Source organism: Ignavibacteriota bacterium, assembly GCA_016708125.1.
In the GTDB taxonomy this organism is placed as follows: domain Bacteria; phylum Bacteroidota; class Ignavibacteria; order Ignavibacteriales; family Melioribacteraceae.
In genome coordinates, this window is sequence record JADJGF010000001.1 from 3,281,297 (window position 1) to 3,297,507 (window position 16,211).

General features: G+C 29.5%; 14 protein-coding genes. 11 read left to right on the top strand and 3 right to left on the bottom strand.

From position 1 onward, the window contains the following. The first annotated feature begins 47 nt into the window (after positions 1 to 47). Positions 48 to 2,630, top strand: a complete 2,583-nt coding sequence (locus IPH62_14170) for a LysM peptidoglycan-binding domain-containing protein (protein MBK7106422.1) — start codon at positions 48 to 50, stop codon at positions 2,628 to 2,630. A gap of 67 nt (positions 2,631 to 2,697) precedes the next feature. Here IPH62_14170 and IPH62_14175 read toward each other — a convergent pair whose 3' ends face one another. The 3 genes from IPH62_14175 to IPH62_14185 form a co-directional block, all read right to left on the bottom strand. Further along, on the bottom strand, positions 2,698 to 3,450 hold the full coding sequence (locus tag IPH62_14175) for a T9SS type A sorting domain-containing protein (GenBank protein ID MBK7106423.1): 753 nt from the start codon (positions 3,448 to 3,450) through the stop codon (positions 2,698 to 2,700). A gap of 333 nt (positions 3,451 to 3,783) precedes the next feature. After that, positions 3,784 to 5,115: a DUF1343 domain-containing protein gene (locus tag IPH62_14180; protein MBK7106424.1), complete on the bottom strand. Its 1,332-nt coding sequence runs from the start codon at positions 5,113 to 5,115 to the stop codon at positions 3,784 to 3,786. Beyond that, entirely contained in the window at positions 5,099 to 6,346 is a 1,248-nt protein-coding gene (locus IPH62_14185) for an imidazolonepropionase (GenBank protein MBK7106425.1), read from the bottom strand. Before IPH62_14185 ends, IPH62_14180 begins: the two co-directional genes overlap by 17 nt. A 111-nt stretch (positions 6,347 to 6,457) precedes the next feature. Here IPH62_14185 and glgA point away from each other — a divergent pair, with 111 nt between their 5' ends. The 10 genes from glgA to IPH62_14235 all read left to right on the top strand — a co-directional run bounded on the left by glgA (position 6,458) and on the right by IPH62_14235 (position 16,203). After that, positions 6,458 to 7,945 (top strand): glycogen synthase GlgA, encoded by a 1,488-nt coding sequence (gene glgA, locus IPH62_14190; protein MBK7106426.1) that lies wholly within the window; start codon positions 6,458 to 6,460, stop codon positions 7,943 to 7,945. A gap of 3 nt (positions 7,946 to 7,948) precedes the next feature. Next, positions 7,949 to 8,539, top strand: coding sequence for an HAD family hydrolase (locus IPH62_14195; protein ID MBK7106427.1), 591 nt, complete (start codon positions 7,949 to 7,951; stop codon positions 8,537 to 8,539). Next, positions 8,523 to 9,713 (top strand): hypothetical protein, encoded by a 1,191-nt coding sequence (locus tag IPH62_14200; protein MBK7106428.1) that lies wholly within the window; start codon positions 8,523 to 8,525, stop codon positions 9,711 to 9,713. The genes IPH62_14195 and IPH62_14200 overlap by 17 nt, the downstream gene beginning before the upstream one ends. Further along, complete coding sequence (locus IPH62_14205) at positions 9,713 to 10,951, top strand: hypothetical protein (protein ID MBK7106429.1); 1,239 nt, start codon at positions 9,713 to 9,715, stop codon at positions 10,949 to 10,951. Before IPH62_14200 ends, IPH62_14205 begins: the two co-directional genes overlap by 1 nt. A gap of 19 nt (positions 10,952 to 10,970) precedes the next feature. Beyond that, positions 10,971 to 12,254: a hypothetical protein gene (locus IPH62_14210; GenBank protein ID MBK7106430.1), complete on the top strand. Its 1,284-nt coding sequence runs from the start codon at positions 10,971 to 10,973 to the stop codon at positions 12,252 to 12,254. Between the two features lie 9 nt (positions 12,255 to 12,263). After that, positions 12,264 to 13,562: a serine hydroxymethyltransferase gene (locus IPH62_14215; protein MBK7106431.1), complete on the top strand. Its 1,299-nt coding sequence runs from the start codon at positions 12,264 to 12,266 to the stop codon at positions 13,560 to 13,562. A gap of 60 nt (positions 13,563 to 13,622) precedes the next feature. Beyond that, positions 13,623 to 14,333: a twin-arginine translocase subunit TatC gene (tatC, locus tag IPH62_14220; GenBank protein MBK7106432.1), complete on the top strand. Its 711-nt coding sequence runs from the start codon at positions 13,623 to 13,625 to the stop codon at positions 14,331 to 14,333. Then, the gene (locus IPH62_14225; protein MBK7106433.1) at positions 14,323 to 15,300 is read left to right on the top strand and encodes a polyprenyl synthetase family protein; all 978 of its coding nucleotides are present in this window, start codon (positions 14,323 to 14,325) and stop codon (positions 15,298 to 15,300) included. Before tatC ends, IPH62_14225 begins: the two co-directional genes overlap by 11 nt. Positions 15,301 to 15,453: 153 nt before the next feature. Then, positions 15,454 to 16,023, top strand: a complete 570-nt coding sequence (locus tag IPH62_14230) for a cytochrome c3 family protein (protein MBK7106434.1) — start codon at positions 15,454 to 15,456, stop codon at positions 16,021 to 16,023. Between the two features lie 12 nt (positions 16,024 to 16,035). Then, on the top strand, positions 16,036 to 16,203 hold the full coding sequence (locus IPH62_14235; protein MBK7106435.1) for a hypothetical protein: 168 nt from the start codon (positions 16,036 to 16,038) through the stop codon (positions 16,201 to 16,203). Positions 16,204 to 16,211: the final 8 nt, after the last annotated feature.

Sequence of the window (16,211 nt, forward strand, 5' to 3'; positions counted from 1 at the left end):
AAAACTCTATAATCTTATAACTTGCAACAATTAATTATAGGATAAACGTGATTAGAAAATTAACTCCCGCTATAATAATTTTACTTGTACTTTTTTATTCTTGCTCAACATTAAATTCCGATAAAAAAACAAATAATGATCAAACTTTACAAGATAGCCTTTCGGCTACGGTAAGAACAGATGTGATTGTTAACGAAAATCTTGAAAATGCTCGCCAAAAATATATGGATGCTTTAAGTGAAAAAACTCTCGGATTAGAATCCAAAGCATTATTTTCATTTGATTCTGCAATGACGATTATTAATGAACTTAGCTATTTCTCAAATATTGAAGAAAATGAAGCTTATTCTGAATTGGAAAAAGCAATTCTTGATGATTACAATTCGTATATAGTTAGTTTTGAAAAACTTCCCGATATTTCTCCGACTTATGCTGTTGAAGAATGGCTGAATAATAATTTGCCTGAATTAAATATTTCGGAAAATGAAGAAGAATTAAAAAATGAAACAGTAATTGTAATTGGTGATTTTCCGCTTGAAGTTAATAGCAGCGTTGAACAATACATAGAATATTTTACGGGAAAAGGCAGAAAGCACATGAATTATTGGCTTCAGAGAACGGGATTTTATTTCCCAATGATGGCTAAAATTTTTGCCGAGGAAAAAGTTCCTACTCAACTTATATTTTTAAGTTTAATGGAAAGCGGATTAAAACCTGATGCTAAATCTTGGGCAAAAGCGGTCGGTCTTTGGCAGTTTGTTAAAGGAACCGGCAGACTTTATGATTTGAATGTTGATTTTTATATTGATGAAAGACGAGATCCGGAAAAATCTACAAGAGCTGCGGCAAGACATTTACGTGATCTTTATTTTTCCTTAAATGATTGGTATTTGGCAATTGCAGCTTACAACAGCGGCGAAGGAAGAGTTAGAAACGCAACTAAAAAAGCTGGTTCACAAAATTTTTGGGAAGTGAAAAAATATTTACCCAAAGAGACAAAAAATTATGTACCTCAATATATTGCCGTTACTTTAATTGCAAGTCAGCCAGAAAAATATGGTTTTACCGATATAGTTTATGAAACTCCTATTGAATATGTTACACATAAAATAAATGGGGCATTAGATTTATCAGTACTTGCAAAATGTGCCGGAATTTCTTTGGAAGAAATAAAAAGACTTAATCCCGAACTTATTCAGCATAATACTCCTCCAAATTTTCCTGGCGGATATGCTTTAAAAATCCCAACAAAAAATTATGATTTATTTGTGCAAAATTTAGAATCAATTCCTAAAGATGCAAAGCTTCAATATGTTGTTCATAATGTAAAGCGTGGCGAAACTCTTTCAAAAATTGCAATAAAATATGGTATTGGTTTAAGTCAGCTTGCAAGATTTAATAAAATTTCTTCAAACTCCAGAATTTATCCAAATGTAAAACTTAAAATTCCGGTTACGAAATATACTAATACTGATGTAATTTCTAATACAGATATTGCATATGCTGTTGAAGAAAACGTTGTTGAAGAAAATCCAAATAATGGTCAAGCTCCATATAAAATGGTTCATAATGGAAATACCGAAGAAGATAAATTAGCAAAATTGTACCAAGAAACAAGTTATGATTCAGTTTCAATAGTAATTCCGGAAGATAGTGAATTAATTGATTATACCGTAAAAAGTGGAGATAATCTAATTGATTTAGGAGATCTTTTTGAAGTTAGAGTTTCCGATATTAGAAACTGGAACAATTTACCTTACACAACAACAATTCATGTTGGACAATCATTAAAATTCTATGTTGCAAAAGAAAGATTTGCTGAATTATCAAAAATTAATAGTTTAACTAAAACTGAAAAGCAAAGACAGTTAACAACTTCCACTGGACAAGAATGGATTGAACACCGTATTAGAAGCGGTGAAACACTTGGCTCAATTTCACTAAGATACGGAACTACTCCTTCAAAAATTAAAAAGTGGAATAATTTAAGAAGTAATAGAATATATAAAGGAAGAAAATTAAAAATATTTACCGGAAGCAATACAACTTTAGTTGCTGAAAATAATAATGTAACTTCACCAATAAAATCAAATTTAATTCGTTATAAAGTTAAAAAGGGCGATACATTAAGTGAAATTGCTGAAAAATTTAGAGTTAGTACAATTAGTTTAAGAAAATGGAATAAACTTAGTTCAAATAGATTAAATGCCGGTGTAACTTTAAAAATTCACACAAAAAATGATGAAATTATTGAAGATACTCCAATTGTTCAATCAAAAGTTTATACTGTTAAAAAAGGTGATACAATTGGTAAAATTGCTATAAGAAATAAAGTGAGCATTGCAGATTTAAAGAGCTGGAATAATCTTAAAAACGATAAAATTAATGTTGGACAAAAATTAAGTATTGGACAATCATCTGTTGTAAATAATGAAACAAATAATAATATTGATGAGAAAATCGTTCATAAAGTTAAAAGAGGAGAAACTTTAGGACACATTGCCGAAAGCTATAAAGTAAAAGCAAGTGAAATTAGAAGTTGGAATGGATTAAAAAGCAGTGTAATAAAAGTTGGGCAAAAATTAATAATTTATCCTCGCGTAAATAACAAATTGGCAAGCAGAAATTAAAAAAGCCATTCCGAAAGGATAACATTCTTTCGGAACAGCTTTTAAATTTTTTATTTATTTCAAACAATTATTTCATCAAAATCATTTTATTTGTCTGAGCAAAATTTCCGCTTGAAATTGTATAGAAGTACAATCCTGATGAAAGATTATTTGCGTTAAAGTTTACATTATATCTTCCTGCAGATTGATTTTCATTAACCAAAGATTGAACAACTTCACCTAAAGAATTATAGATTGAAAGTTTTGTAAATCCAGCTTCTGGAATTGTATAACTAATTGTTGTAGTTGGATTAAATGGATTTGGATAATTTTGTGATAAATTATATTCTGTTGGAATATTGGAACTATTCTCAGCAATTGCAGTTGTTGTAGAATCTGAATTGTCAGTTGTATCTGGATCAACTACAGTTTCAACTTTAAAGCCAACGCCAATTGTAGAAAAATGCTGCAAATAAATTGATATAAAACTTGGCTCTACAATTTTGCTAATTCCGTTTAGATCAACTTGAGATTGAGCATTTAAATAAAAAGGTGTAAAATCTTCAACAGAATATCCTAAGAAATTTAAGAAAGGAATAATTTTATCTGCTGGCAATTTTAAATAAGCTTCTTGATTGTTCGCTAAAAAATAATATTCATTTGGATCATAAGCTCCTGTATTTTCACCAGTTACAATAATATCTAAATAAAGCAGTTTTAAAATGTCTTCATCTGAAGGCAAATTATTTAAATCAAGATCGCACAATCCATTTAAAATTATATGAATGTTGATATTTTCATTTAAACTGTTGACCGGAAATCCTAAACTACCGCCAACCATTAAATCATAGAAAAATTGTGATTCCGGATTTCCTTGAGGAAATGTGTAAGGTTCAAAAACAATATTATCGCCCTCGAACATAATTCCTCTAAAAATTTCTAATTCTGGAATTTCTCCACAACCTTCAACAGAAAATTTATACGATATGGAATTTGATTGTGCAAAATTCATACTTACAAATAGTAAGCTTAAAATTAAAGTTGTTAGTTTTTTCATTTTTTTTGTTATCCTCTTAGATTGAATGAATTTTTGATACAAATAAGTAGGACTTTTAACCTTAAAATGTGATACAAAACAAATAAGTAGTATGAAGTTAGTTTTTGCAAAAAGAATTTAATTATAAAGGTAATATTTGGAAGAATGTTTCTTGAAATCTTTTATATCTCTATTTAGAAAATTAAAAATTTCGCTCATTTCTGATTTTTTTTGAATCATTTTCAAAATTTTATCAGTACCAATTGCTTTATTAAACATTTTAATTTCGCTTACATCAGAAAGTTGAAACAAATCTTTTTTGGGATATAATTTTTGTAAAACATTAATAATATAGAATTGAGTAGAAACTAAATTAACGGAATCAAAATCCGTAATATGAATTTGAACTCCGTTTAAATTTTTACCTTTTCCAAAACCGTAAAATGGTTTGTACGAAATTGGTCTAAAATATAAACCCGGAATTTTCAAACTATTTAATTTATCAGAAAATAAATTTGCATCAATCCATTCCGCTCCAATAATTTGAAATGGCAAAGTGTAACCAACTCCGATTGAAATTGCATTTCTTAATTCGCCCAAAATTCCCGTCATTGGATAAAAATAAGTTGTTTCAAAATTTGGAATGTGTGGAGAAGTTGGAACCCAATTTAATTTTGTATCGGAAAATGTCATGCTTCTTTTCCAATTTTCCATTTTAACAACTTTTACATTATAATTAGATTTTGTTGAAATCATTTTTTCTGCAACAAGTAAGCTTGCAAGTTCTCCGCAAGTTAAACCATAAATGTAAGGAATAGGGTATTGGCTGATAAATGATTTGTATTCACTTTCTAAAATATTTCCTTCAACTTTTAATCCGCCTAAAGGATTTGGTCTATCCAAAACTAAAAATTCAATATTATTTTCAGAAGCGGCTTCAATTGCCAAACCTAATGTAGAAATAAATGTGTAAGATCTAACTCCAATATCTTGAATATCATAAACTAAAACATCAATTCCAGAAAGCATTTTTTTTGTTGGTTTTTGAGTTTTTCCATACAAAGAATAAACGGGAAGTTTAGTTTTTTTATCTATAATGGTTTCAATATTTTCTCCGCCTTCAATATTTCCGCGAACTCCGTGTTCCGGTGAAAATAATGCAACAAGATTTACATTTTTTGCTTCATATAAAATATCAATTGTAGATTTTAAATTTTTATCAACTCCGGTTTGATTTGTAATTAATCCAACTTTTTTATTTTGAAGAATTTCAAAATTATTTTCTTTTAGAACATTAATTCCTAACAAAAATTCATTTTCAACTTTTTCGGAAATATGATTTACGGAATCTTTTTTTATGTTTTTTCCCGGAATGGAAACTTCTTCTTTTTGAGGAATTTCCGTAGAACAACTCAAAATTAAAATTGTAAGAAAATTAATTATAAAAAATAGATTAAGATTTTTTTTCATAAATAACTTTGCCATTTTTAATAACCATAGAGCACAAATTTTGTCCGAGGAAATAAATTAAATCATTATAATTTGATGTTTCGAAAACTGCAAAATCTGCACTTTTGCCAATTTCAATACTTCCAATTTTATCTGATAGAGAAAGTGCTTTTGCGGAATTTATTGTGTACGCAGAAATTATTTCTTCAATTTTCATTTTCATCTTTAAAGCGGCTAATCCCCAAATTAAGCTAATGTTATTTATGTGAGATGAACCGGGATTAAAATCAGTAGCTAGCGAAACAATTGCATTTTTCTCAATTAATTTTCTTGCCGACGCAAATTGATAATTTAACGAAAATGAAACTCCCGGAAGCAAAACCGCAACCGAATTACTTTGCGAAATTTTTTCAATTCCAAATTCATCAATTACTTCAAGATGATCTAAACTTTGAGCATTAAATTTTAGACCGATTTCAATTCCGCCAATTGAATTAAATTGATCTGTATGCAATTTTACATCTAAATTATTCTCTTTTGCAGCAGAAAAAATTTCTTCAACTTGAGTTGGCGAAAAAGCGGTTTTTTCACAAAATGCATCACAAGAATTTGCAAGATTGTTTTTTGAGATAAACGGAATAATTTCTTTGGTTAAAATTTTTATATACTGATTTTGATCATTTTTATATTCCGGCGGAAAAGTGTGAGCTCCCAAAAAAGTTGCTTTTATATCAATTGGGGATATTGAGTTTAATTCTTTTATAACTTGTAGAATTTTTATTTCATCGTAAAAACTTAATCCGTAGCCGCTTTTTATTTCTAAAGTTGTAACACCTTGCTCAATAAAATTCTGGACTTTTGGTTTAGCTATATTAAGTAATTCTTCAAAACTTGATTCTCGTACAGCTTTAACAGTTGAATTTATTCCGCCGCCGGAGTTTGCAATTTCTTCATAACTTTTTCCGGATAATCGCATTCCAAATTCATCGGCTCTTAATCCGGCAAAAACTAAATGTGTGTGAGCTTCAACTAATCCGGGTAAAATTATTTTATTTGTTAAATCAATTTTTTCATCAAACTTAAATTCAGAAATTTTTTTGGTAGGAATTATTTCGGAAATTTTTTCATTTTCAACAACGATAGAAAAATTTTCCAAAACTGAAATATCGTTTAATTCATTACCTCTTTTGTAATTTTTTCCGTTTGTATTAACGGTAATAATTTGCGCCGGATTATAAAATAAAGTTTTCATAAGAGTTTAAGGTATGAATTAGATTTTGCAATAAAACATGCAATATTAAATATTTTTGTCAATAAGTCAATAATTTTGTAACTTTACCGATTAAAAATTTAAGGATTTGCAATGCCCCCAAGTAGAAAATATAAAATACTTTTTGTAACATCCGAAGTTGTACCATTTGTAAAAACCGGCGGATTAGCCGATGTTTCGAGTTCTTTAACTCAGCAATTACAAGAATTAGGACATCAAGTCAGAATTTTAGTGCCCAAATATGGCGCAATTGATGAACGAAAATTTAAGATTCACGAAGTTGTACGACTTAAAGATTTAGTTACGGATATTGGGGGAAAACAAGTTACTTATTCACTCCGATCTTCATTTTTGGTTGGGTCAAAAGTTCGCGTGCAACTTTACTTTTTGGATAATGATGAATATTTTGGCAGCAGAAGAAGTTTATACGCAGATCCAATTTCCGGAAAAGATTATAAAGATAATGACGAAAGATTTATTCTTCTTGCAAAATCCATATTTGATTTAATTACAAAACTTGGCTGGATTCCCGATATTATTCATTGCAATGATTGGCAAGGCGGACTTATACCAATTTACTTAAAAACACTTTTCAAAAAGGATCCAATTTTTGATAATGTAAGAAGTGTTTTTACAATTCACAATTTAGGTTTTAAGGGAGAATTTCCGGTAACTTCACTTCAAAAAACCGGACTTACAGAATATTTCAAAGAAAAAGAATTGCTGCATAACGATAAATTCAGTTTTCTTAAATGTGGAATTCAATTTGCAGATTCTATTACAACGGTTTCTAAAACTTATGCTAATGAAATTTGCTCAAATAAAGAATTGAGCGACGGATTATTTAGTGTTTTAAAATCTCGTGAAGATTCAATTGATGGAATTTTAAACGGAATTGATTTGAATGTTTGGAATCCCGAAAAAGATAAACAAATTCCAAAAAAATATTCCATAAAAAATATTGAAGCGAAACAAGAAAATAAAAAATTACTTGTAGAAAAATTCGGATTGGTTTATGATGAAAACAAACCGGTAATCGGAATGATTTCCAGATTGGATGAAGCAAAAGGTTTTGATCTTGTTCAAAAAGCATTTAAAGATTTAATGAATTTAAATGCACAATTTATTTTACTTGGAAACGGTGAAAAAAAATATCATACATTTTTTGAAAAAGCCGCTGCAAAATATCCGGAAAAATTTGCAAGTTACTTAGGATTTGACGATAACCTTGCGCATCTTATTGAAGCCGGATCAGATATGTATTTAATGCCATCCAAAATTGAACCTTGCGGATTAAACCAAATGTACAGTTTAATGTATGGAACAATTCCAATTGTTAGAAAAACCGGCGGATTGGCTGATACGGTTGAAAATTATGATGAAAACTCCGGAACCGGAAATGGCTTTGTTTTTATAGAAAATAATGAGCAAGAATTAGTAAATATTGTAAGTAAGGCAATTAATTTATTTTCGGAAGATAAAAAATCTTGGTTAAAATTACAGAAGAACGGAATGAAAAGTAATTTTACTTGGCTTGCATCTTCTAAAGAATATATTGATCTCTACAAAAAGATTTTATAGTTGATGAAAAATAAAGCAGTTTTTTTAGACCGAGATGGAACAATTAATTATGATTCGGGGTATATTGGAAATCCAAATTTAATTAAGTTGTATCCCGGTGTTGCGGAAGGAATAAAAAAACTTAAAAATAATTTTTCATTTAGGATTTTTGTTATTTCAAACCAATCGGGAATTACAAGAGGCATAATTTCTTATTCCGATGTTGAAAAAGTGAACGAAAGAATTAATCAAATTTTATTAGAACAAAATACAAAAGTTGATAAATTTTATTTTTGTCCATTCCATCCGGATTTTGATTCACAAGAATTAACAAAATGCAGAAAACCTTCACCGGAAATGGTTTTTAACGCAGCAAATGAAAATGAAATTGATTTATCAAAATCTTTTTTTATTGGCGATAGAGAAGTTGATATTGAATGTGCGCACAATTCCGGTGTAACTTCAATTCTAATTCAAAATACTTTAAGCAGTGAAGAAATTAATAAGTTGAAAAATTCTAAAAATTCGCCCAACTTTGTTGCTTCAAATTTTCAAAATGCTGTTGATTTTATTGAACGATTTTTAAATGGAGAAATTGTTGAACAAACTAATTAAATATTTTTCCCTTGCAATTTTAGTTGTATATTTTTCGTCTTGCACAAATGATCCGAATTCTTTAGGAACGGATTTAGTTCCCAATAGCGATAAATTAAACTTTGTTGTTATTGATAGTTACACAAGTAATTTTAACCAAGAATTAACTTCCTATAAATATGATTCTCTAAGATTTGGTTCATCATCAACAGTATTATTGGGGAATTATAAAAATATAACAAGTGAAGTTTTAATAGGTTTTTATATAAATCCGGCTGATTCTATTATGGATCCTTATAAGGCAGATTCATCTAAATTAATAAAATGCTGGGTAGAAATTCAACCAACTTATTGGATTGGAGACAGCAACAGTTTTCAATTTTCTATCCACAGAATAAATTCAAGCTGGAATCCAAGTTCAATAAGTCAAGATACAATTAATGAAATTTATAATACATTAGGTCCAAACTTATTAGACCAATCAACTTACAGTTTTGCAGATACTGTAATGAAATTTGATCTTAATACGGAATTAGTCGATGGCTGGATTAGAAGAACTTATGATTCAAGTTATGCTCCGGATTACGGAATTTTAATGCGACCAATTTCAAATTCCGGAATAGTTGGCTTTCAAGCTTTAACTACTTATAATGATGAAGATTATCCTTATTTGTATATGGTTTTTGAGCAAGAAGGAGTTTTTGATACAATAATTGCAATTCCAAGTGCAGATTTACATGTGCCCAAAGGTGAAATTTATTCGAATACAAATGATAATATAATTTTACAAAGCTCACTTGCCGTAAGAGGAAAATTACTTTTTGATTTATCATTAGTTCCGGAGAATATAGTAATAAATAAAGCTACTTTAGATTTGTTTATTGATAATAACAATACAGAATTTGGAACAATTGATGCTGATACAATTGCGATAGGATTTTTAACAGATTTTGAGAAGTCAACTTTAAGTACAGAAATTGGGAAATATCCAATATTAAAAAGCGGCGATAAATATTCCGGCGATATTAGATTATTTGTTCAAAAATGGATGGATGGCGAAGAAAATAAAGGATTACTTATTCAGCTCTCTGATGAACTTAGATCTGTTTCCCGAGTTGGAATTTTTAATAGTACATCTTCAGTAGATTCACTTAAACCAAGATTAACAATTTACTACACAAATAAATACGAATAATGAAAAATAAGTCAATTATAGTTTTACTAATATTAATTTCACAAATTACATTTGCTTCCGGTGGCACAATTTACACGCGATATGGCGTTGGCGACTTATTCCATTATAACTCTGCGGGAAAATTATCACTCGGTGGAATTGGAACTGCATTAGTAAATGAGAATTTAATAAATTTGAATAATCCCTCAACTTGGAATTCAATTAATAGTACAAAGTTAGGTTTAAATATTCTCGCAAACATTTCTCAAATTGGTGATGGAAATTCCGACGCAAATTTTTCTGAAGTTAGATTTACCGGATTTCATTTAGCATTTCCTGTTGAAAGAGATTTAGGAATTGGATTCGTATTTGGATTAACTCCATATTCAACAATTAACTATGATATTACAAATAAATATTTAGAAGGCGAAGAAAATAGTTATACCGAAGATTTTATCGGTACCGGAGGATTATCAAAAGTATTTTTTGGATTTTCAACTCTTCTTCCATTGGATTTTTCCGTTGGAGCAACTTTTGAATATTATACCGGAAACAGTAAATATGAAACACAAATAATTTATAATGACACATCTGATTTTTCCGATTCATATTTTACATCCGAATTAAAACATAAAGGATTGGGAACAACAATAGGATTTTTAACTCCAAATATTTCATCAATTTTTGGAAGTGAAAATATCAAAAGTTTAAGATTTGGCTTAAGTTACGAAGTTGGAAGCAAAATAAATACAGATAGTTCTTCTTACGCTACAACCACCTTGGGTAAAAAGGTATTACAAAGTAAATCGTTTAAAACAGAAATTCCATCAAAATTATCAATCGGTTTAAATTTCTCGATCGATAAATATAATTTAATTATAGATTACGTAAATCAACCTTGGTCAAAATTCAAACAAAACGATAAAATTTTTACTAATTTAAAAGACCTTAATAGATATAGTTTGGGAATTGAGTATGATAAGCAGGTCAAAAAATTTGCCACATTTTGGGAACTAGTAAAATATAGATTTGGTTTAAGTTATGAACAAACACAATATACTTTTAAAGGTGAAGACATAAATCAATTTGGAATACATACTGGAATATCATTTCCGTTAGGATTTGAAAATTCAATAGATTTAGGTTTAATGTACGGAATTAGAGGTACAACTAATCAAAATTTACTAAAAGAAAATATTTTACAAGCAACATTTTCTGTTAACTTTGGTGAGCTTTGGTTTGTTAGACAAGATAGATAATAACTAAAGGAGAATTAAATTGAAATTACTTAAAACAATTACATTAACAATAATTGCTACTATTTCTCTTCTTAACACAAATTTATCAGCAAAAAATATTTCTGATAGCGGTGATAGTATCAATGTAATGGTTGAAGCAAGTCTCTTTTTTGAAGCATACAAAATTAAGCAATATGAAATGTGGACAATAGAAAAAGGATTTAATGTAATAAATATTAAACCAGATTTTATGCCTCAATATAAAATTTATAAAAAAATGGATAAAGTAATTTTTGAAGTTTATGCAGACAGCATTACTACTGAAGAAACAAAAACATTACTTGCTGATACTGTAATATATTTATATGATAAAGCTGCTCAATATGATAAAGAAGATGCCGGATACTATCTGCTGAAAAAAGCTTATGTTTTAGATCAATGGAAAAAATCGGATCCGGAAATTTCCATTGCAGCGTATGAACAAGGATTTGCTATCGATACAGTTTATAATACAGATGAAATTTATTATGCAGATCAACTTGGAAATTTATATGTAAATAATATGAATGATAGCAATGATTATAAAATGAAGGCTTTAGATATTTATATGAAACTTGCTGATTTGGAACCGGACAATGCAGTTTGGAATAGTAAAATTACAAGATTGGCAGAAGATCAGACTCAACTCCAAGAATTTATGAAGAAAGCTTGGTATCAGGACAAAGAGAATTCCGAAAAAGCTTGGAAATATGCAATGATATGCAAGAAGAATGATGATTATGAAGCTTCATTAGAACCTTTAAAATTCTTAATTGAAAAAAATCCAGAAGTAATCAATTATTGGAACGAAATTGCAAGAGCATATCAAAAAAATGATCAAGTTGATATGGCAATTAATTCATATAAAAAATTAATTGATCTACAACCTGAAAATAGAGATAGCTATTTTAACTTAGCATTGCTTTATAAAGATATGGATCAATTATCAGTTTCAAGAAGCTATTTAGTTAAAGCTTCAAAAGCAAGTCCTGGATGGGATTATCCAACTTATATAGAAGCTGGGTTATATGAACAAGCTGCAAGAAGCTGCGGTTTTGAATTTGAAGATAAATGCGTTTACCAATTAGCCGCAGATACATATCGTCAAGTTGTTAGAATGGGCGGAGAACATGCTTCTGCAGCGGCAGAAAGAGTTAGTGCGCTTCAAAATTCAATTCCGCAAAAAGAAGATTATTTCTTTAGAAAAAAACAAAATGGTGATGTAATTAAAATTGAAGGCAGATGCTACGATTGGATAGGAAAATCAATAACCGTTTCTTTCTAAGGAAAATTTATGTATCAATATTTAGCGAATGATAAAGAAATTGCCGATGTTTTAAAATTAGAAATTTCACGTCAATCAGATTATCTTGAACTTATCGCATCCGAAAATTTTGTGAGTCCAGCCGTCTTATCTGCGGCTGGTTCTATTTTAACAAATAAATATGCAGAAGGTTATCCGGGCAGAAGATATTACGGCGGTTGTGAATATGTTGATATGGCCGAAGAAATTGCTATCAATAGAATAAAAAAAATATTCAATGCGGAATATGCAAATGTACAGCCGCACAGCGGATCCCAAGCAAATATGGCTGTATTTATGACTTTACTCAAACCCGGCGATACTTTTCTTGGTTTGGATTTGGCTCATGGCGGACATTTAACTCACGGTTCTCCAGTTAACTTTTCCGGAAAAATTTATAAAGCGATTGGATATTCACTAAATAAAGAGACTGAAGAATTAGATTATAATGTTATTGAAAATTTGGCGATGAAAGAAAAACCAAAATTAATTATAACCGGAGCAAGTGCATATTCGCGAGAATGGGATTATGCAAAGTTTAGAGAAATTGCGGATAAAGTTGGCGCATTTTTAATGTGCGATATGGCTCATCCGGCTGGACTGATTGCAAAAAATTTATTAAACAATCCGTTACCTTATTGTGATGTTGTTACTTCTACTACACACAAAACTTTACGAGGTCCAAGAGGCGGAATTATTTTAATCGGAAAAGATTCTGAAAATAAATTGGGAATCAAAACTCTTAAGGATGATCGATTAAAATTAATGTCTGAATTATTTGACAGCACAGTTATGCCGGGAATTCAAGGCGGACCATTAATGCATATAATAATGGCAAAAGCTGTTGCATTCGGGGAGATTCTTCAAGATTCATTTCAAACTTATGCTGAACAAGTTATAAAAAATGCAAAAGTTTTAGCTGATAGTTTAGTTCAGAAAGGATATAAAATTGTTTCCGGCGGAACTTCAAATCACTTAATGCTTGTTGATTTATCTAATAAAAATGTTTCCGGCAAAAAAGCTGAAATTGCTTTAGAGAAAGCCGGAATTACTGTAAATAAAAATATGGTCCCGTTTGATACAAAAAGTCCGTTTGTAACAAGTGGAATTAGAATCGGAACTCCGGCAGCAACTACACGCGGAATGAAAGAATCGGAAATGAAAATTATCGCTGATATAATTGATAGAGCAATTACAAATTTTGAGAATGAAGAAAAACTTGTTGATCTAAAACCGGAAGTAAAAAAATTATGTTCAAAATTTCCGCTTTATTCAGAATTTAGAAATTAATAATTCTTTGTGAAAAGTATAGAAACTCCAGCTGACGAAATTATTGAAGAAGAAGGAGAAATGTCCTTTCTTGAACACCTTGAGGAATTAAGGTGGCGAATTCTTTATCTTTTAATTGGCGTAACTTTAGGTACAATTTTATCATGGATTTTTATCGATTTTTTAATTGATAGCGTTTTACTCATTCCCGCCAAAAAAGCCAATTTAAATCTTCAAAATTTAAAGCCTTTCGGACAATTATTTATTTATTTTCAAGTTGCAGTTATTGGTGGATTTATTCTAAGTGTTCCAAATGTTTTTTATCAACTTTGGAAATTTATTTCTCCCGCACTAAAAAAAAATGAACGTAAATATGTTTCGCTAATTGTAATTTTTTCTTCACTTTGTTTTTTAGCGGGAATTACTTTTGCGTATTTTGTAATGCTTCCTTTAACTTTAACTTTTGCCGGTCAATTTGGAACAACATCAATAGAAAATAATTTTGCAATCGATGAATATTTTTCAATAATAATTAGCGTTATGTTAGCTTCCGGCGTTATTTTTGAATTACCAATGTTATCATTTTTCCTAACTAAATTAGGAATTCTAACTCCAAAGTTTATGCGAAAATATAGAAAACATTCGGTTGTAGGAATTTTAATTGTTGCCGCAATTTTAACTCCCGGAACAGATCCGGTTGCACAAATACTTTTAGCAATCCCTTTGTTTTTATTATATGAAATAAGTATATTCGTTTCAAAATTTTCAATGAAAAATAATATTGAAACCTAATCTTTCCGAAATAAGCAAACCAATTCTAAATGAATTAGAAGACTTTAATCTACTCTTTAAAAAATCTCTAAAATCTGAAGTTGGAATTGTTGATTTAGTTACCAAATATATTCTGAAGCAAAAAGGTAAAAAAATTCGACCAATACTTGTTTTGCTTTCTGCCAAAGTAATTGGAGATGTAAATCAAAAAAGTTTAAGAGGCGCAATTCTTGTTGAACTTTTACATACGGCAACTTTAGTTCATGATGATGTTGTTGACGGAGCAGAAAAAAGACGCGGACTTCCATCAATAAATGCAGTTTGGAAAAACAAAGTTGCAGTTTTAATGGGCGATTATTTGCTTTCAAGAGGTTTATTAATTTCTTTAGATAGTGATGATTTTGATTTGCTTAAAATAATTACAAAAGCTGTAAAGAGAATGTCGGAAGGTGAATTACTTCAAATAAGAAAAACACATAAACTTGATATTGATGAAGAAACTTACTTTAGAATAATTTCAGATAAAACTGCATCGCTGCTTTCAACATGCTGTGAAATTGGCGCTGCAAGCTCAACAAATAATGATTTATACATTTCTGCTTTGAGAAACTACGGCGAAAATTTAGGAAAAGCATTTCAAATTGTTGACGATATTTTAGACTATATCGGAACTTCTTCTATAATCGGAAAACCACTTGGAGCTGATATTCGAGACAAAAAAATTACACTTCCATTAATTCATTCACTTAGAACTGCATCAAAAAGTGAATCATCCGCAGTTATTAAACTTATCAAAAATGTAAAAACCAAAAATAATATAAATGAAATACTGGATTTTGTTAATAAGTATAAAGGAATTGAATATTCCTACAATATTGCAAAATCATTTATTTCCGAAGCAAAAGAATCTTTAAAAGTATTTGACGAATCTGAAAGTAAAAAATCTTTAGAATTACTTTTAGATTTTGTACTTGAAAGAAAAAAATAATTTTATAGTATAAAAGTTTATTATTTTTTTTGGTAATTTATATCAGATTTTTTATCTTAAAAAAGTATTTTTTCTAAAATATTATAGTTTGTTTGTTCCATCGATCTTTAAGTTGCTTCTGATTTTAGATATAGTTAAACATTTAGGTAATAAATGAAAAAATCTTTTCTTGATTATACTCTTAAGGTTAGATTACCGCTTACCTTATTTGTTGCATTGGTTTCCTTTTTAATCACATTTTATGTTTCAAGACCAGAAAGAGATGGGATTGGTTATCAGCCAACACAACCAATTGCATATTCACATAAACTGCATGCCGGTCAAATGAAAATTGATTGTCAATATTGCCACACCGGAGTTACAAAAGGAAGACATGCATTAGTTCCATCGGCTAATATTTGTATGAACTGCCATACTTTAGCAAGAAATAAACAACCGGAAATTATTAAACTTGCAAAATATTATAATGAAAATACTCCAATTCCTTGGAAGAGAATTCACAAAGTTCCGGAATACGCTTACTTCAATCATTCGGTTCATGTTAATAAAGGAATGAAATGCGAAACTTGCCACGGCAATATTGCCGATATGGAAGTTGTAAGTCAAATGAAAGGTTGGACAATGACGGCTTGTATTGATTGCCATAGAAATCCCGAAAAACAATTACCATATTTAGAAAATGTAAAACAAGGTCCAACAAATTGCGCGGCTTGTCATAGATAAAGGATTAAGAAAATGTCATCAATAAATAGAAGAAAATTTTTTAATAAAATATCATTAAGTGCAATCGGAACTTTATTTTTAAGTTCGTTTCCGTTAAACATTTTTGGCACAGAAAAGAAAAAAAGTTTTAAAAACATAAAAGTTAAAATTCACCCAGATTCAGTAAAGAGAAATAAATAGGATTTTGT

Bases quoted from the DNA above. Each gene is read 5' to 3' on its own strand.
- IPH62_14175 (MBK7106423.1), bottom strand. From the start codon at position 3,450: ATGGTTGGCGGTAGTTTAGGATTTCCGGTCAACAGTTTAAATGAAAAT.
- IPH62_14180 (MBK7106424.1), bottom strand. From the start codon at position 5,115: ATGAAAAAAAATCTTAATCTATTTTTTATAATTAATTTTCTTACAATT.
- IPH62_14185 (MBK7106425.1), bottom strand. From the start codon at position 6,346: ATGAAAACTTTATTTTATAATCCGGCGCAAATTATTACCGTTAATACA.
- glgA (MBK7106426.1), top strand. From the start codon at position 6,458: ATGCCCCCAAGTAGAAAATATAAAATACTTTTTGTAACATCCGAAGTT.
- IPH62_14195 (MBK7106427.1), top strand. From the start codon at position 7,949: ATGAAAAATAAAGCAGTTTTTTTAGACCGAGATGGAACAATTAATTAT.
- IPH62_14205 (MBK7106429.1), top strand. From the start codon at position 9,713: ATGAAAAATAAGTCAATTATAGTTTTACTAATATTAATTTCACAAATT.
- IPH62_14215 (MBK7106431.1), top strand. From the start codon at position 12,264: ATGTATCAATATTTAGCGAATGATAAAGAAATTGCCGATGTTTTAAAA.
- tatC (MBK7106432.1), top strand. From the start codon at position 13,623: ATGTCCTTTCTTGAACACCTTGAGGAATTAAGGTGGCGAATTCTTTAT.
- IPH62_14230 (MBK7106434.1), top strand. From the start codon at position 15,454: ATGAAAAAATCTTTTCTTGATTATACTCTTAAGGTTAGATTACCGCTT.
- IPH62_14235 (MBK7106435.1), top strand. From the start codon at position 16,036: ATGTCATCAATAAATAGAAGAAAATTTTTTAATAAAATATCATTAAGT.